We start from the raw sequence: 23,617 nt of genomic DNA on the forward strand, positions 1-23,617 counted from the left end.
ATAAACTAGTTATCGTAACAATATTCCATGCAAGCTGTTAATTAGCCTAGAATCCGCTAGAATTAGAACTAGGTTATGATGAAAAGAAGTTGCTTAATGCCAAGTTTAATTTGAGTTTGTGTTTACGGCAAAACATGCGTATATGTTAATTAGGCGGTAGCATAGGGACACTGCTCCACAATGAACCCTGGTGAAGATAATGAGGGATGCGGCCATACATAAAAGACACGCTATACTGGTCATCGATGATGACGAGGATATCGTGCAGACCATCACCGGCAACCTGGAGCTGGATGGTTATGAGGTTCTCTGCGCCTTTGATGGACGAAGTGGCCTCGAAATGGCAAAAAAATATCGTCCTGATCTCATCCTACTGGATCTCAACCTACCTGATATCGATGGCATCAAGGTCTGCCAGATCATGCGGCGAGAATTTGACTTTCCTATCCTGATGCTGACAGCAAGAGATGGGATTTCTGATAAGGTCCTGGGCTTGGAATGTGGCGCCGATGATTACGTGGTCAAGCCTTTCAACGCCCTGGAACTTTCGGCCAGAATCAAGGCCATATTGAAGAGGGTGGAAAGAAGCGTACTCAAGGACCGTTACAAGACTAGAGACTTCTCCATAGATTTTCGCTCCAGGAAGATATCAATCAGAGGGGAGGAGACCAAGCTCACCAAGACTGAGTTTGAATTACTGAAGCTCTTCATCTCTTATCCCGGTGAAGCTCTCTCCCGCGAGTTTATCCAGAATCAGATCTGGCGAGACTCCCAATTGTATCAACACAGCCGCGTCGTCGATGTGCACGTGCAGCGGTTGAGAAAGAAGATCGAGGTAGATGTGGACAACCCCCAGTACATAAGAACCGTTGCTGGAGTGGGCTACAAATTCCAGGGTTTGTAAACTGACAGCGCAGCCAGTATAGGCTATCGTTGTTACACTTTTTACATTATTTTTACTTGACTGCTGCCGCTCAATTTCTTTAAAGTGATAACAATTAAAAGGGCAACCTCAAACTTCAAATATGTGAAGCCAATCTCTTTCTGACAACTTCAATACGCGTTACCAGATGACGCCAATCTTCCTGACAGGCAACAAAGGGGCGAACGCCTAGAGCACTTTCTATGGCCCCTGGCAATTCGGTTTGAACTCTGCAGCAGGGGTAGAACCGTGAAAAAACTAATCAAGCCCGCAATTTTCATCCTTCTCGGCATCATCATTGCCTTTCCTCTCTTCAGCCTAACCTACTACACCATGGTGCGCACCACAACACCACAGTTCTGCGCCAGCTGCCACGAAATTCAATTTGCCTACAACACCTGGAAGACCTCCAGTCATGTGAACAATGAGCAGGGCTTCGTGGCCGACTGCATGGATTGCCATCTCCCTGCCCCGCACGACACCTTCCAGTTTTTCTATGCAAAAACCTGGCACGGCATCAAGGACATCATCATCCATTTTACCCAGAGCACTTACGATCACCAGAAAAATCGTCAGATAGCTTACGCCTCCTTCAAGAATGATCAATGCCAGAAATGTCACCGCAACCTGCTGTACATTCCCAACAAACGTGGAGCCATGTTGGCTCACCGCGACGTGGTTTATGCCAGACCAGGTTATGAGAAAAAATGTGTAGATTGCCACAGAAATTTGGTACACAACGCTAGGGCTTTCTACGACTACAAACAGTACAAGGCTACTTATAGAGGGCTGGGTCTATAAGAAACCAGGAATGCCAGACCGGTGCAGGAAAAGCCTTAGGAGTTTTGCCTCCCTGACGTGCAGGCTTCTGAGTGCCACATCTGTATACTGTAGAATGGTTGCCGATAAGAGGGCTCTTGCCCAGGGCGATTTTGGCTCGAACCTGTTCCCAGGGAAGGCATTCAAAGATAAGAACTAGGAGTGAGAGAAAGGGGGCGTTGAAATGAGAAGGTATCTTTTCACCACGATTCTGACCGCAGTAGCCGCTGGCTTGCTGCTGACTGCCGGCAGTATGGTGGCATGGGCACAGTCTGCCAAGAACATGCCAAAAGTGAAGGAGTTTCGCCTAGAGAGAAGCATGTCCAAGGAGGCCGTCGCCTGTATCGAATGCCACAAGCGGGAAAATCCAGGCATCTTCGGAGACTGGGCGCACAGCAGACATGCCAGCGCCAATGTGACCTGCTACGACTGCCACAAGGCAGAAGAGTTTGACCCTGACGTCAGCCAGAATCACTACAAACAGTACGAACGGAGTGATCAACCTTACGGCAAAAAGGAATACCGCGTACCTGTAGCCGCTGTCGTCACTCCCAAAGACTGCTCCCGCTGTCATCCCGACGAGGCCAAACAATATGCGAGGAGCAAGCACGCCAACACCAAAGAGATAATCTGGAAGATAGACCCCTGGCTCAACAAGGGCATGAACAGTGATCTAGAGCGCACCACTGCCTGCTTTTACTGTCACGGCACAGAAGTAAAAATGAAAGACGGCAAACTGGACCCCATGACCTGGCCCAATGTGGGAGTGGGCCGAATCAACCTGGATGGCAGCAAAGGCAGCTGCACCAGTTGTCATACCAGACACCGTTTCTCAGTTATGGAGGCCAGAAAGCCGGAAGCCTGTGGCCAGTGCCACCTGGGTCCAGACCACCCGCAGATCGAGATCTACATGGAGTCGAAGCACGGTGACATTTACACGGCATTTGGTGACACCTACAACTGGAATGCCGCCCCGGGAACCTGGACTCCTGGAGTGGATTACCGGGCACCCACATGCGCTGCCTGTCATATGTCGGGCTCGGGCACGGTTCTTACCAGCCATGATGTCACTGAGAGACTCGCCTGGGAATCCCAGGCTCCCCTGTCAGTGAGACCGGAAAATTTCAAGCCTTTCCCTGCTAAAGTCAACCATGAGGTTGAACGGCAGAAGATGGAAGCAATCTGCATGCAGTGTCATGGTGATGACTGGGTGGAAAACCACTTCCTGAGATATGATCAGGTGAACGAAGCCTACAACGAAATCTATTTCAAACCCGCCAAGAAAATGCTGGACGAGTTGTACGCCAAGGGTCTGCTGGACAAGAGCAAGTTCTTTGATGAAAGACCAGAATGGGAGTTTTACGAATTGTGGCACCATGAAGGCCGGCGGGCCCGTTTCGGTGCGGCTATGATGGCGCCGGATTACACCTGGTGGCACGGCTTCTATGAGTGCAAGAAACGATATATCCATTTCATGGAAGGAGCTCAGGGTCTGATAAAAGACAACAAGAAGGCCTACAAGGCCACAGATTTCCCGGCCGCTACCGGGAATACTACCAGACCTGTGGAGATCTTCGGCAAGGCCAAGTAACAACTGAGCCAGACGCCCCCATGTCAACAAACCCCACCTGGGGTCATCTCAGGTGGGGTTTCTATTATGCTTTGAGCTTGTCCTATTTGCCCACCTCACTCAGGGCAGGGCCGTTTTGTAAATCCTGCCCTCTGCCAGCCGGTAGATTACATCTGTCGTCCTTGCCAGAAAATCCCTGTTGTGGGAGGCCACAAGATAGGTTAGCTGCGAATTTTCCAGTATATGCACCAGGCGATCCACGGTGTGTTCATCCAGTCCCGTACTCGGTTCGTCCAGAATGAGCACCTCTGGTTGCATGGCCAGCACCGTGGCCAGCGCAACAAGCTGTTTCTCCCCTCCCGAGAGTTTGTAGGTCAACCGCTGTTCAAAGCCTTGCAGGCCAAGCTCGGCAAGCACCTGCTTGACGATTGCCAGAGCTTCCTCCTGGGTCTTGCCAAGATTGAGCGGACCAAAAGCCACATCTTCAGCAACGGTCGGACAGAAAAGCTGGTCGTCTGGGTCCTGAAAGAGCAGCCCTATTCTGCTGCGAACTTCTCGGAAATCCTTTTCCTCGACTCTTTTTCTGCCGAAAATCTCCACCTCCCCTTTACTCGGTTTGAGCAGCCCCATGATGAGATGAAAAAGGGTCGTCTTGCCACTGCCGTTCGCACCAACGAGGCCCACACGTTGACCACGCTCGAGCTCCAGATTCACCTGTTGCAACACAGGGGCATCCTCGGGATTGCCCGGGTAGCCAAAAGAGACTTCTTTCAATCTAATAATCACCTCAGAGGTAGCCATTGCAACAAAGCCATTATACCAACGAGTGACAGCAATACCGCTCCCACCAGCACATCGCGTCTGTGAAGATGAAAGTGACTGAGCACGTAAAACTTTCCGTGGAAACCGCGGCAAAGCATTGCTTTTCGAATCCGATCAGCCCTATCGAAACTCATGACCATGAGCATGCCCAGCAGATAGGCGTAGCTTCTGTAAGTATGAAGATTGGTGCCCGGAGTGAATCCCCTGATTTTCATGGCGTTTCGAAGTCGTTCGTATTCTTGATGAAGCACCTGCAGGTAGCGGATACTGAAGAAGAACAGATGAATCAACTTGTCCGGAACCGACAGATGGCTCAAAGCATGACCAAGAGTGAAGATGGGTATGGTGGTGAGCAAAGTGATTAGAGCGACAAGGATTATATTGGATTTGACCGTTATGAGCAGAGCCTGCATTACTCCTTCTCTGGTAGCATGCAGCGGGCCAAGTTTGAAGAGTATCTCACCCTCAGTGCTAAAAGGAAGGAAGAACCACAAAAACAAGATGAAAGTGTTTACAGCGACGAGCCGGTAAATTACCGGTTTCAATGGCAGCCTGGCCACAACAAGCATTACCACCGCGAAGCAGCAGGCCCCGAGCAAACAGGCTGGCCTGTCAGCCAGGGCAATTAGAAAAGAAAAGAGAGCTGCTACAATGATCTTGATTCTGGGATCCAGATAGTGGATGATCGACTCGCCTTCGGCGAAGTTGTCGAGGTGCAAAGCTTTGCCCTCCAGATCTTGTCAGACGGTTTGCCAGTATCTCCTCTTGCCCAATCTTGCAGATCTCGAGATTTACAGCTGAGTGCATCAAAAAAGCCACGCAGATCCTTCTACCCTACTCCGCCGAGTATGGAAAAAACCTTCGTGGCTCAATAACGACCGTGTTCAGCAGGTATGACCCGTGAGCTTCAACCCACATTACGCGGATTTTACCTTCTTTTCCTGGGCTGTCAAGGCGGGATTTTCTTGCGTGAATTGCCAACCTACAGCAAACGGAGGAGGGAATTTAATGCGGAACGCAGAATCCTGAGTAGGATGAAGAATCGGAAATGCAAAATGTGGAGTGCGGCATGGCCAGCTTCTGGCTGGCTATTGCAGGCCATGATTCTCTATGGAGAAGATCGCTATCCTATTTGTTAGCTATGATCTATTTGTTAGAATAGCATTGCAGCTCGAGCTGCGGTGGATTCTGGCGGCTCGAGCCAATTTACTCCTCTCTGGAGAGAGAAAAAAGTAATGCACCAGGCAAATTGAATGATTACTATTAATTTTGTAGTATTGATAATTTTATCTCATTGAGTGAATTTTTCCATCAGAGGAGATGCAGGAGGGTGTAGAGATGACTCCCTGAAACCAATTCTAACTGGTGCAAGGTGAGGCAACCCCTGTGCGTCGACTTTCGACTGGAGGAAACTGTTTATGACGGCTAGAGCCTGCGCAGGGGACAAGTAAACCCACAACACGAAATATAAAAAGGATATGCCATGGAAAAAAAGACTTTTCAGGTACCAAACATTACCTGTGGTCATTGCGTTATGAGCATCCAGAGGGAGCTCAAAGAAGTGCCCGGGATCAACAGCGTTGAAGGTAATCCAGCAACCAGACAGATTACCGTACAATGGCAGGAGCCTGCTACTCTAGAGAAAATCAAGGAAACCCTTGCAGAAATCAATTATCCTGCAGCAGAGTGAACAGCGATTTCAATCGGCCTTGTAACGGTAGTCAAAGGTGAGCTATACAGGGAAATCGCCCGAGCATAGTGAGAGACTGTCTGCTGCACCTTAAAAATATGAAAACAGGAGGCCCGGGACTGATGGCCGCAGAAACTGTCACCTTGCCCCTGACGGGTATGACGTGTGTCAACTGTGCTTTGAATATCGAAAGGCTGCTGCGAAAGCTTGAAGGTGTCACTGCAGTAAAGGTCAACTTTGCTGCCGAGGATGCCACGGTAACCTATGAAAAGTCCATCGTTCGTCTCGAGCAGATAGTACAGAAAATAAGAGATACTGGCTATGATGTGGCCACTGCCAGGGTGGACTTGCCTATCACAGGGATGACGTGCGCCAACTGTGCCATGAATATCGAGAGAACTTTGCAAAAAAAGGCAGTCGGCGTGGTGCAGGCCTCCGTCAATTTTGCCACTGAAGTGGCAACCATTGAATATATACCTTCGGTTACCTCTATCAGCGAATTGGGCGAGATAATCCGTGACCTCGGCTATGACGTGGTCATGGCTGAGGAGGGCGATTTACCAGAAGACGTTGAACAGCAGGCACGCCGCGCTGAGATAGCAACACAGACACGCAAGTTCTTCATCGGCCTCATTTTTACTGTTCCCCTGTTTTTCGTGAGCATGGCACGCGATTTTGGCCTCCTTGGAAGCTGGAGTCAGGGGCTCTGGGTAAACTGGTTATTCCTGGCCCTGGCCACCCCGGTACAGTTCTACACAGGCTGGGATTACTACGTGGGCGGCTGGAAGAGCTTGAAACACGGCAGCGCCAACATGGACGTGCTGGTGGCAATGGGTTCATCCGTAGCCTATTTCTATTCACTGGCAGTACTTCTTTTTCCTGCTGTCGGGCAGCACGTCTACTTTGAAACCTCAGCAGTAATTATCACCCTCATCAAGCTCGGCAAGATGTTGGAAGCTAGAGCCAAGGGCCGCACTGGTGATGCCATTCGCAAGCTTATAGGGTTGCGGCCGAAAACAGCCAGAATTCTGGTGGGGGAAGAGGAGAAGGAAGTTCCACTCAGCCAAGTGCAGGTTGATGACATTGTACTGGTGCGTCCAGGCGAGAAGATTCCTGTTGACGGTATCATACTCGACGGCCGCTCCGCCATTGACGAGTCTATGCTTACAGGAGAATCCCTGCCAGTAGACAAAGGACCTGGGGACACGGTGGTCGGCGCCACCATGAACACTCACGGCTTCCTCAAGTTCAGGGCCACCAAGGTGGGCAAGGATACCGCTCTTGCCCAGATTATCCAGCTCGTTCGGGAAGCCCAGGGAAGTAGGGCTCCAATCCAGGATATTGCAGATCGGGTTGCTGCCCTCTTTGTGCCAGCGGTTATTGGTATTGCGCTTGTCACCTTTATTATATGGCTGGCTGCTGCTGGCGACCTTGCCCAGGCAATGATTCGCCTGGTAGCGGTTCTCATTATCTCCTGTCCCTGCGCCTTTGGCCTGGCAACTCCCACTGCCATCATGGCAGGCACGGGCAAAGGGGCTGAAAAGGGTATCCTTTTCAGGAATAGCGAAGCACTGGAAAAAGCTACCAAACTGGATCTGATCATACTGGACAAGACTGGAACTATGACTAGAGGCAAACCAACAGTAACTGATCTCGTTTCACTCAACGGTTCTTCTGTCGTCAACGAGGATCTGGAGCTTTTGAAGCTGGCAGGCTCGGTGGAAAGGGGATCCGAGCACCCCATAGGGCGGGCGATCACTCGCGAGGCTGAAATCAGAGGAATTACCCTCATTGAACCGGCCGATTTTCAAGCTGCAGGTGGTCAGGGAGTACAGGCCCGACTTGCGGACAGGATGGTATATGTGGGAAAGCCTGGTTGGTTCGAAGAGATGGGAGTAGACCTTGCCAGGGGTGCCGAACTCATTAGAACACTCCAGGCAGAAGGCAAGACAGTGATGGCGGTCTGTGTGGACATGCAATTTGCTGGCCTCATAGCCGTTTGTGACTCTCTGAAGCCGGAGACCAAGGAGGCACTGGCTGAACTTCGCCGTCAGGGCCTGAAGGTGGTAATGCTCACAGGGGACACAATGCAAACCGCCAGAGCAATAGCAAGCCAGGTTGAAGTGGATGATATCTATGCCGAAGTTCAACCTCAAGATAAAATCCAGAAAGTCAAGGAACTCCAGGATCAGGGCTCCCTGGTTGGCATGGTAGGAGACGGTATAAATGATGCACCAGCTCTGGCTCAGGCGGACGTAGGCGTGGCCATCGGCACGGGTACTGACGTTGCCATGGAAACTGCAGATGTTATTCTGGCCAGCGGCAGTCTGTTGGGTATACCCCGTATTATAGAATTGAGTCGCAAGACTATGAAGACCGTAAGGCAAAATCTTTTCTGGGCCTTCTTTTACAATGTAACGCTTATTCCCATTGCCGCCGGCATTCTTTTCCCCTTTCCTTCGCTTCCTGGATTTCTCAGGCATCTTAACCCCATGCTGGCTGCTTTCGCCATGGCCTTCAGCAGCGTCACCGTGGTAAGCAACAGCCTGAGGCTCTATCGAAGCAAAATACATTGATTCTGGAGAGGTGTCCCTGTTGTTCATCGTGCTGAGGAGAAGCTATTATCCCCTTTTTTCCTCAACGTAAAAAAGGGAGGGATCACTTGATCCCTCCCACTGTTTCTGTCAGTCGTCTATTGCCAACGACAAGCTCGCTACGCCTGAGCCTTGGACGGCCTCTTGGTAACGAGTGCCAGAATGATCGCCACTATAAGCAGACCACCGGCAATGTAGAAGGCCTCGTCATACTTGCCTGTCACGTCCCTGATATGACCAGCGAGTTTCGGCATGAATGCGCCCAGACCCCAGCCGATGAACACCAGACCATAGTTGAAGCCCAGGTTCTTGGCGCCAAAGAAGTCCAGGGTATAGGAGGGCAGCAGTGCGAGACCACCACCGTACACCCAGTAGGCAATCAGACAGGCCACAAATGCCAGGAAGAGCGACTTGCCAGCAATAATGGACGGCAAGGCGAACATACACACCGCGGCAGCGGCAGCATTAAGGATATACGCTTTATCCCTGCCAATGATGTCTGAGTACTTGCCGGTTCCAATACGGCCAAGGGCGTTGAACAGGCCGCCTGCAGACACCAGAATGAAGCCTGAAGCCAACATGGGCTTGATGAACTTGGCTGCGTGGCCAATGATGAGCAGTCCTGCCTGGGTGTTCAAACAGAACAGGGCAATCAGGGCATAGAACTGCCAGGTCTTGGCCATTTCACCAGCGGTCCAGTCCTGGACAGTCGCTGTTGATTTCTTTGCCTGTGCCGCTACCCATGACTCGGGCGGCTTGGGCGGTTCATATCCAGGCTCCGGCCAGGCAAGCACCAGACCTGCCAGAAAGATGATAATCAGGTAGGCGATGCCGAGCGCCACAAAAGAGGCGGACAGGGAGTAGCTGACGATGATCCATTTGATAAGAGGAGCCACATAGAAGGCCGCACCCCCGTAACCTGAAACGGTGATGCCCAACATGAGGCCTCTCTGATGTGGACCAACCCATTTACCAGTGGCCGGCACAGGCGCAGCATAGGCAACACCCATGGCGATGCCGCCGCCGACGCCAAAACCCCAGAGAATGCCAGCATAGGAATGAGCCGTACCTGCGATGACCATACCCAGACCCATGAAGATGGCGCCAATGGTAGCAGCCACGGTGGGGCCATACTTATCCTGGATTTTGCCACCGGGGATCATGAGCAGAGCGAAAATCAAGATACAGAGAGATTTGGGATTTGATGCTTGTTCGGCAGTGAGAGCGCCAGCCCAGCCATGGGCGAGCATGTAGCTCTTGTCAGTGAGGTATTTGAGCCACACGGACCAGGCATAAAGACAGCCCAGACAGAGGTTGATCGTAGTTCCAGCGAGGACGACGGCCCACGCTCGTCCGGGAAGCTTGTCTACTGGTTGATTGTAACCCTTTGCGTATTTCCCGAAACCCATAGTAAATCCTCCTTAGCTCTTCAAGTCCTCGAAAAGGTGCCGTCTGCCTCCTCCACTTGCTCGACTATGACCCTCTCTAGTTCTTTGTCTGGGATAATGACTGCACTTCTAAAGATGAATGGTGAAGTGCGGCTGCAAACTATGTTATTCAGGGTGGAGCGGAACCGGTATCTGGAAGAAGTGAGGGTTTGGCCCGCCACTTCCAGCTAGTTGTGGTCAGCCTCAGCAATCTGGCTGCGCTGTCAGGAAGTCTTCCTCCTCAACCTGTAGGTCCTCCACTCCGAGGTAAAGCCAATGCACTCTAGAATCATAAATACGTTAATCAGACCATGAGAAGCCACCAGATTGATGTCACCATCGAACAAGAATAATGAGAAGGTTTTTCTTGGAAAAACAGCACCGACGAACCGAGCAGCTCCATATGAACTGCCAGCTTTCAGCGGACTTTCTTATCACCCCCCTTCGTCCGGAAAGATGTATTTGCGCCGTAGCTAGAACACTCGTCCAAGTTGTTATAATAAGAGCGGGGTCTTTCGCTTAAGCCAACAAGAGAAGAGTCTTTTCGGTTTCATACTCGGACAAGGTTTATTTTGATGCGACAATTACTTAGATATAAGAGAAAAGTTAATATGAGACGTCAGGCACACTAAAAGTAATACATATATTTCATAGACTAGTGCCAAAGTCAAGGACGAATTCTTCGTATTTTCAGCTTGTTAATTTTTTAACAAGGCAGATGCCGACTTCTCCCCCGCAGTGATTGTCAGTTTAACCACCTCCATTCTTTCTTCCCACACTACACTGATTGTCTGATTGCCCAATTGCCCACTCTTTATTGCTGGCCTCTGGCGCTGCCTTGCAGCGTGGGTTTCCCTGAATCGCCCCACAGCCTCCTTTATGGAGCTATCATCTCAATGAGACAAAAATGGCGGCCACCTTCCAAGAGCTGAATTCGAAGCTGTTCAGCAGGTCTCGGGTGCCACTTCGGGCGACTGCAAGCTTCATGAAACCACGCAATACCTGGCTATGCAAGGCCTGCCAGAATATACACTCCAGGGATCACATGGGTCCACATGCGCTCATTATTGAGTGAACACCTGAACAGTTGAATCGCCACTTGGACTGTGTGCCGCCGCATTTGCTCTCAGTTATACTCCATCTCTTGCTCGAAACAACTCATATGTCTCGAGTTACTCTGCACTCCCCTTTATCCAGGGTCCTCCTACAGGCAACTTGATCCCCACTTCGCCATAAACACCTACAGCCATACCATACCAGGCCAGCAGTGCACAGACGATCAGGTCCCAAGCGGCAAGAGTTCCAATTGCCTTGTTGCCGGCAAGCTCCTTCAAATCGAGACCGATGAATCCGAGAAGAAGGGTAAGGAAAATCAATATCAGCAAGGTGTGGTGTCTCAACGAGGCTATGAACAGAATGAAAGTGAAGAATGTCCACACCAGCAGAAATGTTCCCAGGCCGGTAGCCGTAAGTTTCAAAGCAGGATAGATCTTGACAATCTCGGGGCTGGTGCCGAATACTACGTAGAAGCACAGCGAAATCCAGAATGCCCCGTATCCGCTGAACGCGCAAAAGCCAAAATTATTTCCGGTCTTAAATTCTAGCATTCCAGCAATCAGCTGGGCCGTTCCACCGAACAAGAAGCCCAGCCAGAGCACAGGTCCAATCTCGACCCAGCCGAGGTTGTGAAATTGCAGGATCAGGGTGGTCATACCAAAACCTCCCAGCCCTACCACTGCCGGATTCCCAAGTTTCGTTTCTGCCATACTGCACCTCCTCTATAAAGGGTAAACAATGCTTCCCTCTCACCGGTTCTACAACAAGACCGGTGAACCTTCATCAACTCTATCACCTCCTTTCTTGTTGTGGTTGTCTAGAAGTACCCGAAGTCTTGGCTCGCTCTTTGGGTGGAGCGGCAATGCAAGGAGGTCAGTGCTTCCAGGTTGTTTGTAGTGGAAATGTACAGACTCAAATTTTAGCACAACTTTCATTTGACAATGCCAGTAACAAACTGAACGAATACGCAAGCATAAATCTGTTTCACATAAATTTATCTATTTCACCAAACTCCAGCCGCGTCAAGAAAAAACATACTTGTTTATTTGCTTGTTCCCATTTTTGCAATCTCCATTGTTCTGTAGCTCTCAATTTCAAAGTGTTCAACTGGCAATCAAAAGCAACCTTACGAGTATTCTGCAGAAATTACACATTATTTCCTGTCTACTAGCGCCAGGGCATTCAGCGCGAGCCTATATCTCCGCCGTCTCGGTCGCACAAGACATTATCCACTCACGAGTGCTCTTCGACTCGAGTGCTTCTCCAGGCTACTATTCGTGGGCCAGTTCTGCTGTATGCCGTGATTTTTGCTAACTGAGAAGAGTGCAGTGGCTAACTGGCTAGGCGGGATAGCGCTCTTATCATAGAAAATTTATTTTTGCTCCAGATGGAGATGATCGATACCGGGCTTGAGAAAAAACTTACTTTCTTTCACCTTCTTTTCTATCTTCGAGAAGGTTATCATCCACTTGTTCTCCGCTGGGACAGCCTCGAGGCTCTTTATCGCTTTGAGGTCAACTAGAGGATTGATGGCAAAGGCGCAGACAACACTACCCGAGGAATCCACCCCTATCAGATCTAGGAACCCCCCGCTCAGACGCGGTGGTCTGAAGTCAGGCACAGGACAGAGAGCTTTTTTCTTCAGCATGTTATAGAGGGTGCACTTGATAGTCTGGCGAATGGTAGGCTCGTGTCTGAAATGTCGGGGAATGCCTGCTACTTCCTTTGCAAGTGCTTCTCTGAGTTCACCTTGTGAAATTTCCACCATAGTTATCCCCCTAGTACTCGCGTTGGTTTGCCGGGCTGGTCAAACTCTGTTTCACAGGCAAGATGATTCCGCCGCCTCGACTTGCCAGGGCTGAGCTGCCAGCAGTGTTGCCAGTGGGGCAGCGACAAACAGCAGCTACACAGCCCATATGACCCTCACCGCGAAAAATCACCTCGAGCAACCCTCCTGCGTCCAGGCAGTGGTCAGCTGATCAAGCTTTCTTTTGCTCCTTGTCCTCCGATCCACAAGGCGGCTGCATCACCTTTTATCCATTTCATGTCGCTTTCTGAAAGGCCGCCCTCTTCCATTTCAATAAAGTATCTTTGCGGGGAGATTAATGGATAATCACTGCCAAAAAGGATTCGTTTTGGGCCCACGATACGAAGAGCAATCGCATAAATGGCGGATTCATAAAGGAATGGCGATGCAGCCGTATCATAAGCCACCCTCGCCAAGACTTCACGAACCTCTTTTTTCAGCAGCTCATAGAAAAAAAGTCCTCCCCCCCAGTGCGCCAGGATGAAACGCGTTCCTGGCAGAGAACGCACCACCTCATACATGGCCTTCAACGGCATCATCACTTTGCCAGGGTATTGATGCCCCACTTCTTCATTGGTGTGCAGCATGAGGGGTACGTCATATGACTGGCAGCAAGAGCCAATTGGCAGAAGATATTGGCTCAGGTCCGAACCAAATGATCTGTCATAACAGGCAATTTCACCGGCGCCCTTCATGCCAGCGGCCAGACACCTTTCCACCTCAAAGGCGGCACCAGGCAGAACAGGGTTTACACAGACAAATGGCAACAGGCGGCCTTTGAAGCGGCTGGCAGCCTCACCAACGTAGTCATTGTGCCGCCTCATGAGGTCGACATCCTGCCAGGGGAAGCCAAAGGTCACAGCACAGTCGATGCCTGAACTGTCCATCTGGTCGATCAATTCTCCGGCTCCGATGAGCCTTGCCCTGGGACTGCCGTATAGAATTCTGAAAGCAGGGTCTCGCTCGAGGTATGAGTCTCGATCGCTGCGTATCTCAGGAGGGAAGATGTGTGTATGGCTATCAATGATCATGGCAGGTCAGCTATTCCCCTGCTGCCAGAAAAGGTAGGCACGCCAGCTGTCAGGTGTCCTTTTAATATGCAGGCTAATCATCAATATCGGGTGCCAGCTCGGTCTTTTCGGAGTACGAATGAGCCGCATTCCTGCCTGTCGGGGAGTCCGGCCTCCCTTTCTTTTGTTGCATGTCAGGCAGCAGGTGACAATGTTGTCCCAGGCAGTACTGCCTCCCATAGATCGAGGCACCACATGATCATACGTCAGTTCCTCCTCTGCAAAGCTCCTGCCGCAGTACTGACAGCGATAGCGGTCACGGATATAGATGTTCTGCCGGCAGAACCGTATGGTATGATCCCGAAAGCGAACGAGCCGCAGCAGTCGGACCACGGCTGGCAGCCGTAGCGTCAAGGTTACTGATCTTACTTCCCTTTCATAGGTTTCGAGAACTTCGACCTTACCCAGAGTGAGCAATGTTACAGCTCGTTTCCAGGTGATGACTCGCAGTGGCTCGTAGCTGGCGTTCAGTAGAAGCACTCGTTCCATAGGCAATTTCGCCTACTGTCACATTTCCAAAAAGAACAAGGGCGGGAAATGTTCATGATCTGCTTAAATATCACAGAGATGACAGGAAAATCAAGGAAAAGTTGGCCTGGTGCCATTTGTCTGCCTGCCCCATTCAAAAACAGGTCTGCAGCATCTGCTCGAACCGAAAAATACATGCTGCCGATTACCAAGATTTGCTGTCCAATTCTCGAACTAGCTGTTCAAAAAAGTCACAAATGCCACGAAGAACGCCAATGTCAATAAGTCCCAGGTGATCATGCCTGCTATGAATGAAACGTGTTTTCCTGCACAAGGAACTCAGGCTCAGAGAATCCAGACCCTCAGCAGAAAATACCTGGTGATCCATCATCAAAACAGGAGGCAACCAGCCATTTTTCAGCCGTACCCCTGCCCGTCTGCCAACATCTTGAACAATTCGGAGCAGCTTGCTCCTGGCAGTGCCAAACAGATGCAGGGTTGAACTGCAGCCGATGGTGTCCAGATTTACCAGCAAATGCGCGCCTTCCTGTAGATCTCTTTGGTGTTGGCGTAATAGAGAGAAGGCACCGAGCAAACCGTTCTCTTCGGCAGCAGTAAACACGAAACGCAAAGTCAAATTACGGGGTGGATGTCGGCGAAAGAGCCCTGCCAAAGCGAGAAGCACGCCAACAGCAGCACCATTATCAAGGGCTCCCGGAGAGGCGTTTCCCTCTGGGAGATTGAGTAACAGGGCGGCAAGCGAGGCTGACGTTAGGAGCAGGCCTATCCACAGCAAAGGTATATCCCAGAGGATGCTCAACAACAATGCGGGTGCAGTTAGCAGAAAGACCACAGCAGCAGTCATCCTCACCGCCATGGACGGCCTTTGACTCTTGCTGTCATAGTGAGCCAACAGCCACAAAGTATTGCGGCTGTGTTCAGATGTGCCACGTACTTCTGCGAGAATATTAGAAGCAACTGGCAAGCACTCGTTGGTTGCTCTCTGCAGTTGTTTGCCCAGTGCCAGCCAGATACGATCCCTGCAGACAAGGCAGATGGTAGGAATGACACAGAGAAAGAGAGCTAGCAGCAGCCGGGAATTCCCTATCAGGGCCGCCAGCCAGAACATGAGGGTTGAGCCGGTCATGGCCAGCCAGGACAGCCAGGATGCAAAGTTGTGCACTGTCACAGGTTCGAACCACGGCAAGAGTCCTCGCTTGTACAACACGTCGGACACAAAAGCTGCCGCCGAGCTGCCTTCACTGCTGGCAGACCTTCTCGGAAAGGCTATTGCCGCGGCGTATTGGAAAGCCCAGAGATGCGTTGCTCTTTTCATTGAACCGGGATGAGGCGAACAGCTGGGGCTATTGCTCAGTTGTCGGACTGCTCGGGCATGGGTATTTTGACAAAGGGCACCCCTTCTTTTTTTAGCATGGCTTCTTCACTCTCAGTACTCACCCCTCTGATATTCCGTTTTTCCACGACACCGCAGTGAATCTTCAGGGCTTCTTTGGCAAAATTATGTCCCACGTCCTCGAAGTTGTCTCGCACATAGCAGCACACTTCAAGCCATGCCTTCTTCCTTCTTTCACGAGGAGAAGAACTTGCCGTCGCTCTTTTCACCGCAACAGCCGCAGGCACTACTTCCACATTAATGTCATCACAAACCGGGCAGACAATCTGCCCTGCAGCTCGCTGATTCTCAAAAGAGCGAAGATTGTCAAACCACCCTTCAAAGCAGTGACCATTTCCACACTGAAGATCGTAGACAATCATAGCAGGCCCCGTGCAAGCTCATCAGTGAATCGAGTAAGGTAGATTTCTGCCTTCCAAAATCAAACCGTGGCTAACATCTCTACGGCCTCTTTTGAAATATCCTGCCTACCGCATGCTAATAGCAGCTCTTTGTCATATTTTTAAATTAGCATATAAAGGGTTCTCAGATCAACGTGAACAAGGTGAGAAGACTCTTTACTGTCTCAACAGTTCGTGAGAATAAACGACTAAGGCAAGAAACCTGAAACCTGCATTTTCTTGGACAAGGTCCTAGAAGACTGACCTGCAGCAGATCTCCAGCACTTGGGTGAGGCAGGCAGCCCTCTCTCCATAGAAGATCCTGGTCTCTCCAATGCTGCCAGAGTTTGTGGAATTTCCAGCCCAAGTGCGACAAGCATAGCAGAACACCCTCCTCTTTTTATTCACAGTGTGTGGGAAAGGCATGACAAGTGAAGATAGCTTGGAGTATTATGCCCTATGATTCTTGCAGGAGGTTCGCATGGATGAGAGTTTGCTGAAGACAATGCTGGAGTCCGCCAGAAAGGGTGGCGAAGTACTTATGAAATACCATCTCGCCTCTGACGATCTACATGTCCGAACAAAAGGCAAGTTCGATTATGTCACTGAAGCTGATGTGGCTGCTCAGCGAGCTATCGTCGCAGTCATTCAGGAGCACTACCCCGAACACGACATCCTTGCTGAAGAAGCTGCTGCTACCACCAGAAGAAGTGCAATACGCTGGATTGTGGACCCGCTCGATGGTACAACTAATTTTATTCACGGTTTTCCTGTATTTGCGGTCACTGTTGCCATTGAAAGTGAAGGTACCGTGCTAGCGGGTGTTGTCTATGACCCCACAAGGGAAGAACTCTTCCTGGCTGAAAAGGACAGAGGCGCGACCCTGAATGGAAAACCCCTGGCAGTCTCTGCAACGCGAGAGGCAAGCGAAATGCTTATTGCCACCTCTTTTCCCTGGAGAAAAAAGCTTCTCCTCGAGAGGTATCTGGCTGCTTTCAAATGTATGTTTGCTCGTGTAAATGATTTTCGCCGCACAGGATCCGCGGCGCTGGACCTTGCATATGTGGCAGCTGGCCGCTGTGACGGCTTTTGGGAGCTCGGCTTGAAACCCTGGGATATCGCTGCTGGGCATCTGCTGGTGCACGAGGCAGGAGGGAAGATTTCTGACTTTAGTGGCGGCGACCGCCACATCTGGGTGGGGGACGTGGTGGCAGGCAACACAGCGGCCCACGACTTCCTGTTGCCTGTCATCAAAGGAGTTTTCGGTGGCAATGTCTCCCAGCCATTGAAGGCTTCTCCCTGAAGGCAGCTTCTTGTTGCACCACATCCCCTGACGAACATCTGAGAATCCAAAAATCGAAGCGCTACCATTGGTGTCGGGGGCGGGATATGTTATCTTGCCTCTTGCGGAGGACATAAAAATGATTGAGTTGCCTGAAGGGCTCTATGAGGTTGACCAGGCTTACCTGGTTGGTGAATCTCGCCAACGTGTACAGCTGCGAGATGTCACTTTTGAGATCTTTGAGAACAAACGAGGCCGTAAAGCACTCAAAGGACGGTGCTTTGTTCGGAATTTCGCCTTTATGGAACTAATGCAGGATAACGAGAAAGTGCATCTCGCCCTTTCATTTTTCGACGACTATTTCCTCTGGCTCCAGGAGCCAATGGTGCAGGTGGGCAAAGTATTCGACCCTGACACAGAGTCTTCACTCATTTTCACCATCGGCAAGAGCATCGCCTTCATATCCCAGGCGGAATTCGAGAGCCGCACAGGATTACAGGAGCAGCCATCTCCTCCTTGAATCCCACGTTTAGTCCATACGAAAAATCTCCTCAGAGACGTCAACTTTCGGCAAAAAGTTCTGCTGCCTTCTGGCTGAATATGTCGAAGCTCTCTTTTCCCCACAGACAAAAGACGACTTTATCCAGGGATGTCTCTCCCCGTCGCAGAACATCAGTCACTACACCCAGCATGATCTCTGCACAACGCTCTTTGGGAAAGCCAAAGACTCCAGTGCTGATCGCAGGAAAACTGATGCTTTTCAGTCCCTTCTTGCTGGCGAGATCCAGACTGCTGCGGACCGCATCCGCCAGCTTTTTATCCTCATCTCCCTCCCCCGTCCGGGGTCCCACTGCGTGGATGACGTACCTGGCCTTCAAGTTGCCGCCTGTAGTTATGGCGGCCCCCCCGACTGGAGCACCACCGATCCGGTTGCACTCCTCCTGAATCGCTGGCCCTCCTTTGCTGCGAATCGCCCCCGCCACACCGGTACCAAGGATGAGATCTTTGTTTGCTGCATTGACGATCGCCTCTGTATCCATGTCGGTGATATCTCCCTGCAGCAGTACGAGCCTCTTGCCAGAAATTGTCCATTCCATAAATCGTCCTCCTATCCCAGGTTCAGCCAGGGTATTTCCCGGATGGATCCGAGAAATTGCAGTCGCACATAAGTGGTCAGAACGCCATGAGCAGTTCGGCAAAATAAATCACAGCAAGGAATACAGCTAGAGCAGTAGCCACTACCGCCACCAGTGCCCGCAACATAGTAGTGCGGTGAACAATGGCCAGACCAAGGGTGGAAAGATAGATTTCATAGAATTGACCAATGAAGCCCACGAGCGGAATCCATGCCAGCAAGTTTACGGCACTTGCATAACAGACTACCCGAAAACTAGCTTCATACGAGCCTGTAGTATTGAAGACTCTGGTGAGCACAAAAAAGATTATTCCAGAGCTGACAAAGGGCATGCAGAGTGCAACCAACAGCATGGGGAGAATTCGGTAGTCAAACCCTCCAGCGGCCACCATGTTCACTCCGAGAGTTACCCCAAAGAATATACTGGTACAAAGCAAGAAGAATACATATGGCCCCAGCAGACCGCCTTCTACAGGCATTGTAGGAAAAAAGGTTCGAGGTCTGAAAAGCACTGTCTTGGCCGTGCCGATGAAACCACGGAGCAACCCACTGCTGAAGGAGTTGGCTTCAACTGGATCCGGTAACTTGGTATTGTCAGATGAAGGATCAGACATCCTGGATTCTCTTGTACTCCAACCCTAGCCAACAGCTAATTTTGCTCAAAAATTAATGGCCTGCACTCTGCTTGTCAAGAAGATCGCCCGATAAAAGCGGATCGAGTAGCAGGGGATTATCTGGGGGCAGATACGAAGGAGAGCCCGGGGTCCCAAAAGAGAAAAAACCCCCATTGGCCCGGCGCACAAAAGCCAATGGGGGCGTGGGGCACCAGGTAGGGCCAGATAAGGTGGGAGGCCCTACCCAAAGCGATATATAACACATTTGCGGCGCAGATTGGAAGAAAAAAATTGCTCCAAACCCGAGCAAAAACAATTTTCTCAAACGGCGCCTCACCGCTGCAACGCCAGGTGCTCTCTCAACACTTCATCCCCGAAAACAAATTTGGAGGCGGCACCCGGATTCGAACCGGGGAATAACGGTTTTGCAGACCGTTGCCTTAGCCACTTGGCCATGCCGCCTCAATCTTATTATCTTTATCAAGGACCAGGGTCGGAGTCAAGACGTTTCTTGCTGACCAATTGTTCACTCTGGCAGTCAATGCCCTTAGCTGTTTTTCTCTCCTTTTCGAGTAACAGGTTGTTGCCCATTCTCATCTGGCGCAGCTTAAAGTTTACCGTGCCGACTGCCGGTATGTGACCGATAATCTCTACTGGGAAGCGCGCCGATTTCTCCAGCAAGATGTCAATGTCTCCCTCGAAACCGAGAAAGGAAAATTTATCCTGCTTCCCATTTTTACTCAGTGGTTCAGATTTGAGAGCTAATGGCACCACCTCAACGGTCTCCATCTTTTGTCTTTCACCTTGTGCCGACTTTTCCAGGTAGACAACCTGTCTACGCTCAGAAGCTCCAGGCTTGATTACAACCAGATACAGCCTCTTCTTGTCAAAAACACAAAGATTTAGTGGATTACCTGACTCTTTGATTTCGGCTGTGGCTAGAACATAGAGTATTGTTGAGGGTTCCATAATTGTCCGACAGGCGAATTGATCCATATCATCATATGGATAGAAATCTTTTCTGAATTCTGTCCATCTTTCCGGAATCAGGGAAGCTTCCTGGCTGTTCTTCGGTTCTCTCCTCTGCCTGAATACGCCTCGATCTGTGAAGCGATAAGTTTTCTTGAAATCCTTGAATCCCTTCCGCATCCTCACACGCTGCAGTGCCAGAGCCGTTGTCGGTGAAAACCAGCCCTTGCTTTGCAAGTACACCTCATGAAACAAGATCGGCTTGATAAGGATGTCAACACCGACTGTAAAGACCTCGGGGTCCTTTGGCTCCATCACTATTCCCTTTGCACTGTTGATCAATTCCTTGGCAGCTTCTGCTGTTGGTAGAGAAGACAATTTGACGTCAATTTGGACGCTGCTCAACAATTTCCTGGCCTGATAAGATAATTCAGACCACTCAACAATTTCCTGGCCTGATAAGATAATTCAGACCAGGTCAGCCTCGCTGGATCCAAGGCAGTGGGAACAGCTGATTCTGAGCAACTTCCCTTCACAGGAAAGATTATCAAACAGCTAACTAGAAGAAGGACCAACATATGCTGCACTTTACTAATATCCTTTTTCCCGGAGCCTGCGCATGTTACCTGCCTGCAAAGCCCGGGTTGCCAAGCTGGACGTAGATTTAAAGTTTACTGTTCCATGCTCCCAGGGCCATGCGACAACAGGAGATCCGGGCGATTCGTCACTATGGCATCAACACCAATTTGCTGCAATCGCTCCATATCTTCCAGAGAATCCGGTGTCCACGCAACCACCCGCAGGCCCAACTCATGTGCTTCCTGAAGAAGTGGAGCTGTTAGCTCCTGGTAATATGGCCCCCAATGGGTACCGCCAGCTGTTCGCACCATCTGGGGAATAGATCCCTTGAAGTCAGCAATGTCAAAGCCAGCGGTCCAGGGAGAGTGTCCCTGTCCATTGCCGATGATATTGCTCTTTTCGAGAGAAGCCACGGAGAGGTATACTGTTGGCATCGCTGGCGCCCTTCTTTGCACATATTGCAGGGCCCGCCAGTCAAATGAAAGAATAAGAGCACGATGCTCCATGTCTTCGTGGTGCAGAACTTCCAGGACCTCGTCAACTACTGCCTCAGGTGGCGCGCACAGGTTGGCTTCCACTGGTGATGTCTTTATCTCAATCCAGATAGTCGTCTCGTTGTTTTTTCCTTCTTTCATCAGTGAAATAACTTCGCGCAAGGTTGGGATTCGCTCTTCATCCCTGGGCTTCTGCTGTGGATACCGTCGGGCATAAGTGCTGCCGGGCTGCAGGCGTCCCACATCATAGGTCTTCAGACGGGCAAGGGTCATGTCTTTCACTACCGGCACGGTACCGGCTGCCAACCACGAACCCTCCGCATCGCGGGTAATAGCAGGATTCAGGCGGTAGTCATGATAAACAACAACCTCTTGATCAGCGGTTAGCAGAACATCCACCTCAATGCCATCCACCCCTAGATCCAACGCCTGTTTGAAGGCAGCCAGGGTATTCTCCGGTGCGAGACCGGCTCCACCTCGGTGGGCGATGACCAGGGGGTTGCCTGTCATTATTTCCATGTTCTCGGGTCGTCTGACCTTATTTGTTCATTTGGTGAGAAAATCAGTTGCTTGTTTGATCAAACTGCTATCAGAGATCAGAAAGACCGTATCCCATTCCTTCAAAACGTGGTCTCCCCGGGGAATGCAAAACTGATCCTCGTCGGGGTGATAGATTCCTACGAGCACACACTCCTTGGGGAACTTTTTTTGTTCAGCAATTTCCCTCACGGTCAGTCCAACGCTCTTTGCTCCCGGCGGGATTTCTACTGCGCAGATCTCGGCCTTGCCGCCTCCCAGTGACATTATCTTTTTCACCTTGGAATGCTCAGTGACATTATCTTTTTCACCTTGGAATGCTCGATTTCGATGAGAAGCTGGTGCAGAATCAAATCAGTCAGGCTGATAATGGTTGTTATTCCGGCAGATCGATAGGCACGCTCGTAATCAGGTTTTCGCAACAGGGCGATGATTGTCGGCACTCCCAGACTTTTGGCGAGAATTGCCGTGGCTATGTTGGTTGCATCATCACGTACCAGACAGAGCAGGATATCTGCTTTTCTTGCCCCCGCTTTATCCAATATACTGATATCAGTAGAACTTCCATGAATGGTCATTGCGCCAGTTTCCGCATACACTGCTTCACAAACTTCCCTGTTGATGTCGATCACCACCACGTCATGTTTGTTGGCTACCAGAAGTTTCAGGAGCTGGTAGCCGGTTACTCCCGCCCCTGCAACAATGATGTGCATTGTCTCGTCTCCTTGGTTCTTTTTCAAGACCTCCACGCCTTGAGGTTGAACAACAGAAGCACCGGCAGAATCTCCAACCGTCCCGCCAACATGCCTAGAATATAGACGACCTTTATCAAAGGATGAAGTTGCCCCATCTCCGACACGGGAATGTAACAGGGACCAATATTCCCTAAGGCACTGAACATTCCTGACAGAGCCGCGTAGCCGCTGTAGTGAGAAAGATACTCGGTCACCCCACCCCCGAAAATGAGCAGGACAATCCACATAAAGAAAAGTCCTCCCACCCTCTGAATCTCATCAAGCGGTACAAGTTCACCATCAATTACCACCCTGGTCACAGCCTGAGACGGTACCCGCATCCGATATACCTCCCGTCGAATCAATTTATTCATGATAGCAATGCGCAACACCTTTATGCCGCCGGAGGTAGATCCCACGCAACCCCCTATTACCATCAGTACCAGGAAAAGTTGTCGAGCCCCTTCACCAAAATACGATGTGCTTATGTCCCGGGTGCCAAATCCCGTAGTGGTAATTATAGATACTACCTGAAAGAGTACGCTACGAAGACTCTCCTCCAGCTCATGCCAAAATCTGGGACTGCTCAATGATAATTTCCAGATCGGCTCAATCTTGACACTCCTTTCCAGAAAGATGAGAGCAAGAAAAATAGCGATGAGGGTCCACCAGTAGCGAATTTCCAGATTATCGCCAAGCGCCCGCCAATTCCCTTTTAACAAACGATAATGCACCGCAAAACTGGTGCCCCCCATGATCATGCCCAAGATTAGCACGTACTGAATCGAGATATAGTGAGAATGTCCTGACAGTCGATAGTAGTCGATACTGGCATCATAGGGTGAGAAGCCCCCGGTAGAAAGTGTAGCAAAGCTGTGGCAAATACTGTCAAACAGAGAAACATCCAAGGCATACAGCGCAACAGCTATGACCAAAGTCAAGCCCACGTAAATGGTGAAGAGAATCTTTACGGTATGCGCAAGTCCTGGAACAGGGCGGCTGACAGCTATTTTATGCCCCTCAGCTCCAAACAAACGATGAGTGCTGCCCCCCTTGAAAACAACCACCATGAACATGGTGAGTATACCTAACCCCCCGATCCACTGGGTAAGGGCGCGCCAAAAAATGATGCTCCTGGGCATATAATCTAGGCCAGTAAACATCGTGATACCGGTGGTAGTAAAGCCGCTCATTGCCTCAAAGAAGCCGTCTAGATAGCTGCTATTAATAGCGA

The 23,617-nt window shown here is 50.5% G+C and carries 23 protein-coding genes and 1 tRNA gene; 7 read left to right on the forward strand and 17 right to left on the reverse strand.

Features of this window, described 5'->3' with window-relative positions; genetic code table 11:
- The first annotated feature begins 199 nt into the window (after positions 1-199).
- From JRI89_11950 to JRI89_11960, 3 genes are all read left to right on the forward strand, one after another.
- Positions 200-904, forward strand: a complete 705-nt coding sequence (locus JRI89_11950) for a response regulator transcription factor (protein ID MBW2071951.1) — start codon at positions 200-202, stop codon at positions 902-904.
- 267 nt (positions 905-1,171) lie between these two features.
- Entirely contained in the window at positions 1,172-1,723 is a 552-nt protein-coding gene (locus JRI89_11955) for a NapC/NirT family cytochrome c (GenBank protein MBW2071952.1), read from the forward strand.
- A 202-nt stretch (positions 1,724-1,925) separates the two neighbouring features.
- Complete coding sequence (locus JRI89_11960) at positions 1,926-3,332, forward strand: hydroxylamine oxidoreductase (protein MBW2071953.1); 1,407 nt, start codon at positions 1,926-1,928, stop codon at positions 3,330-3,332.
- A gap of 99 nt (positions 3,333-3,431) precedes the next feature.
- On the opposite strand, the gene JRI89_11965 is transcribed toward JRI89_11960, so the two are convergent.
- Together JRI89_11965 and cbiQ are read right to left on the reverse strand one after the other, a co-directional pair.
- Positions 3,432-4,112: an ABC transporter ATP-binding protein gene (locus JRI89_11965; GenBank protein MBW2071954.1), complete on the reverse strand. Its 681-nt coding sequence runs from the start codon at positions 4,110-4,112 to the stop codon at positions 3,432-3,434.
- The gene (gene cbiQ / locus JRI89_11970; GenBank protein MBW2071955.1) at positions 4,094-4,852 is read right to left on the reverse strand and encodes a cobalt ECF transporter T component CbiQ; all 759 of its coding nucleotides are present in this window, start codon (positions 4,850-4,852) and stop codon (positions 4,094-4,096) included. The genes JRI89_11965 and cbiQ overlap by 19 nt, the downstream gene beginning before the upstream one ends.
- Positions 4,853-5,616: 764 nt before the next feature.
- Here cbiQ and JRI89_11975 point away from each other — a divergent pair.
- Both JRI89_11975 and JRI89_11980 read left to right on the forward strand, forming a co-directional pair.
- On the forward strand, positions 5,617-5,823 hold the full coding sequence (locus JRI89_11975) for a heavy-metal-associated domain-containing protein (GenBank protein ID MBW2071956.1): 207 nt from the start codon (positions 5,617-5,619) through the stop codon (positions 5,821-5,823).
- A gap of 122 nt (positions 5,824-5,945) precedes the next feature.
- Positions 5,946-8,399: a copper-translocating P-type ATPase gene (locus tag JRI89_11980; protein MBW2071957.1), complete on the forward strand. Its 2,454-nt coding sequence runs from the start codon at positions 5,946-5,948 to the stop codon at positions 8,397-8,399.
- Between the two features lie 137 nt (positions 8,400-8,536).
- Here JRI89_11980 and JRI89_11985 read toward each other — a convergent pair whose 3' ends face one another.
- From JRI89_11985 to JRI89_12015, 7 genes are all read right to left on the reverse strand, one after another.
- Positions 8,537-9,826: an OFA family MFS transporter gene (locus JRI89_11985; protein ID MBW2071958.1), complete on the reverse strand. Its 1,290-nt coding sequence runs from the start codon at positions 9,824-9,826 to the stop codon at positions 8,537-8,539.
- 1,190 nt (positions 9,827-11,016) lie between these two features.
- Entirely contained in the window at positions 11,017-11,610 is a 594-nt protein-coding gene (locus tag JRI89_11990) for an acetate uptake transporter (GenBank protein ID MBW2071959.1), read from the reverse strand.
- A gap of 662 nt (positions 11,611-12,272) precedes the next feature.
- On the reverse strand, positions 12,273-12,668 hold the full coding sequence (locus JRI89_11995; GenBank protein MBW2071960.1) for a hypothetical protein: 396 nt from the start codon (positions 12,666-12,668) through the stop codon (positions 12,273-12,275).
- 203 nt (positions 12,669-12,871) lie between these two features.
- Positions 12,872-13,735, reverse strand: coding sequence for an amidohydrolase family protein (locus JRI89_12000; GenBank protein ID MBW2071961.1), 864 nt, complete (start codon positions 13,733-13,735; stop codon positions 12,872-12,874).
- A gap of 9 nt (positions 13,736-13,744) precedes the next feature.
- Entirely contained in the window at positions 13,745-14,266 is a 522-nt protein-coding gene (locus JRI89_12005; protein ID MBW2071962.1) for an HNH endonuclease, read from the reverse strand.
- 184 nt (positions 14,267-14,450) lie between these two features.
- The gene (locus JRI89_12010; protein MBW2071963.1) at positions 14,451-15,482 is read right to left on the reverse strand and encodes a M28 family peptidase; all 1,032 of its coding nucleotides are present in this window, start codon (positions 15,480-15,482) and stop codon (positions 14,451-14,453) included.
- A gap of 134 nt (positions 15,483-15,616) precedes the next feature.
- On the reverse strand, positions 15,617-16,021 hold the full coding sequence (locus JRI89_12015; GenBank protein MBW2071964.1) for a DUF1178 family protein: 405 nt from the start codon (positions 16,019-16,021) through the stop codon (positions 15,617-15,619).
- Positions 16,022-16,520: 499 nt separating this feature from the next.
- Here JRI89_12015 and JRI89_12020 point away from each other — a divergent pair, with 499 nt between their 5' ends.
- Both JRI89_12020 and JRI89_12025 read left to right on the forward strand, forming a co-directional pair.
- Entirely contained in the window at positions 16,521-17,342 is an 822-nt protein-coding gene (locus JRI89_12020; protein ID MBW2071965.1) for an inositol monophosphatase, read from the forward strand.
- Positions 17,343-17,460: 118 nt separating this feature from the next.
- On the forward strand, positions 17,461-17,841 hold the full coding sequence (locus tag JRI89_12025; protein MBW2071966.1) for a hypothetical protein: 381 nt from the start codon (positions 17,461-17,463) through the stop codon (positions 17,839-17,841).
- A gap of 40 nt (positions 17,842-17,881) precedes the next feature.
- Here JRI89_12025 and JRI89_12030 read toward each other — a convergent pair whose 3' ends face one another.
- The 8 genes from JRI89_12030 to JRI89_12065 form a co-directional block, all read right to left on the reverse strand.
- Positions 17,882-18,418 carry a macro domain-containing protein gene (locus tag JRI89_12030; protein MBW2071967.1) on the reverse strand — a complete coding sequence of 179 codons (537 nt, stop codon included), beginning with the start codon at positions 18,416-18,418 and terminating at the stop codon, positions 17,882-17,884.
- Between the two features lie 76 nt (positions 18,419-18,494).
- Positions 18,495-19,070, reverse strand: a complete 576-nt coding sequence (locus JRI89_12035; GenBank protein MBW2071968.1) for a YIP1 family protein — start codon at positions 19,068-19,070, stop codon at positions 18,495-18,497.
- Between the two features lie 386 nt (positions 19,071-19,456).
- Positions 19,457-19,532: transfer RNA gene (locus tag JRI89_12040), tRNA-Cys, on the reverse strand.
- An 18-nt stretch (positions 19,533-19,550) separates the two neighbouring features.
- Complete coding sequence (locus JRI89_12045) at positions 19,551-20,444, reverse strand: hypothetical protein (GenBank protein ID MBW2071969.1); 894 nt, start codon at positions 20,442-20,444, stop codon at positions 19,551-19,553.
- Positions 20,445-20,710: 266 nt separating this feature from the next.
- A complete protein-coding gene (locus JRI89_12050) occupies positions 20,711-21,631 on the reverse strand; it encodes a glycerophosphodiester phosphodiesterase (GenBank protein MBW2071970.1) in 921 nt (306 codons plus the stop codon).
- Positions 21,632-21,658: 27 nt separating this feature from the next.
- Entirely contained in the window at positions 21,659-21,928 is a 270-nt protein-coding gene (locus JRI89_12055) for a hypothetical protein (protein MBW2071971.1), read from the reverse strand.
- Positions 21,925-22,362, reverse strand: a complete 438-nt coding sequence (locus JRI89_12060) for a TrkA family potassium uptake protein (protein ID MBW2071972.1) — start codon at positions 22,360-22,362, stop codon at positions 21,925-21,927. Before JRI89_12060 ends, JRI89_12055 begins: the two co-directional genes overlap by 4 nt.
- Before the next feature lie 23 nt (positions 22,363-22,385).
- A partial coding sequence (locus JRI89_12065) for a TrkH family potassium uptake protein (GenBank protein MBW2071973.1) occupies positions 22,386-23,617 on the reverse strand: 1,232 nt, incomplete at its 5' end.

This window comes from Deltaproteobacteria bacterium (assembly GCA_019309045.1).
GTDB lineage: Bacteria > Desulfobacterota > Syntrophobacteria > BM002 > BM002 > JAFDGZ01.

Excerpts from the sequence above, each read along its gene's own strand:
- JRI89_11950 (MBW2071951.1), top strand. The coding sequence starts at position 200 with ATGAGGGATGCGGCCATACATAAAAGACACGCTATACTGGTCATCGAT.
- JRI89_11960 (MBW2071953.1), top strand. The coding sequence starts at position 1,926 with ATGAGAAGGTATCTTTTCACCACGATTCTGACCGCAGTAGCCGCTGGC.
- JRI89_11965 (MBW2071954.1), bottom strand. The coding sequence starts at position 4,112 with ATGGCTACCTCTGAGGTGATTATTAGATTGAAAGAAGTCTCTTTTGGC.
- JRI89_11975 (MBW2071956.1), top strand. The coding sequence starts at position 5,617 with ATGGAAAAAAAGACTTTTCAGGTACCAAACATTACCTGTGGTCATTGC.
- JRI89_11980 (MBW2071957.1), top strand. The coding sequence starts at position 5,946 with ATGGCCGCAGAAACTGTCACCTTGCCCCTGACGGGTATGACGTGTGTC.
- JRI89_11985 (MBW2071958.1), bottom strand. The coding sequence starts at position 9,826 with ATGGGTTTCGGGAAATACGCAAAGGGTTACAATCAACCAGTAGACAAG.
- JRI89_11990 (MBW2071959.1), bottom strand. The coding sequence starts at position 11,610 with ATGGCAGAAACGAAACTTGGGAATCCGGCAGTGGTAGGGCTGGGAGGT.
- JRI89_11995 (MBW2071960.1), bottom strand. The coding sequence starts at position 12,668 with ATGGTGGAAATTTCACAAGGTGAACTCAGAGAAGCACTTGCAAAGGAA.
- JRI89_12005 (MBW2071962.1), bottom strand. The coding sequence starts at position 14,266 with ATGGAACGAGTGCTTCTACTGAACGCCAGCTACGAGCCACTGCGAGTC.
- JRI89_12015 (MBW2071964.1), bottom strand. The coding sequence starts at position 16,021 with ATGATTGTCTACGATCTTCAGTGTGGAAATGGTCACTGCTTTGAAGGG.
- JRI89_12020 (MBW2071965.1), top strand. The coding sequence starts at position 16,521 with ATGGATGAGAGTTTGCTGAAGACAATGCTGGAGTCCGCCAGAAAGGGT.
- JRI89_12025 (MBW2071966.1), top strand. The coding sequence starts at position 17,461 with ATGATTGAGTTGCCTGAAGGGCTCTATGAGGTTGACCAGGCTTACCTG.
- JRI89_12030 (MBW2071967.1), bottom strand. The coding sequence starts at position 18,418 with ATGGAATGGACAATTTCTGGCAAGAGGCTCGTACTGCTGCAGGGAGAT.
- JRI89_12035 (MBW2071968.1), bottom strand. The coding sequence starts at position 19,070 with ATGTCTGATCCTTCATCTGACAATACCAAGTTACCGGATCCAGTTGAA.
- JRI89_12050 (MBW2071970.1), bottom strand. The coding sequence starts at position 21,631 with ATGGAAATAATGACAGGCAACCCCCTGGTCATCGCCCACCGAGGTGGA.
- JRI89_12060 (MBW2071972.1), bottom strand. The coding sequence starts at position 22,362 with ATGCACATCATTGTTGCAGGGGCGGGAGTAACCGGCTACCAGCTCCTG.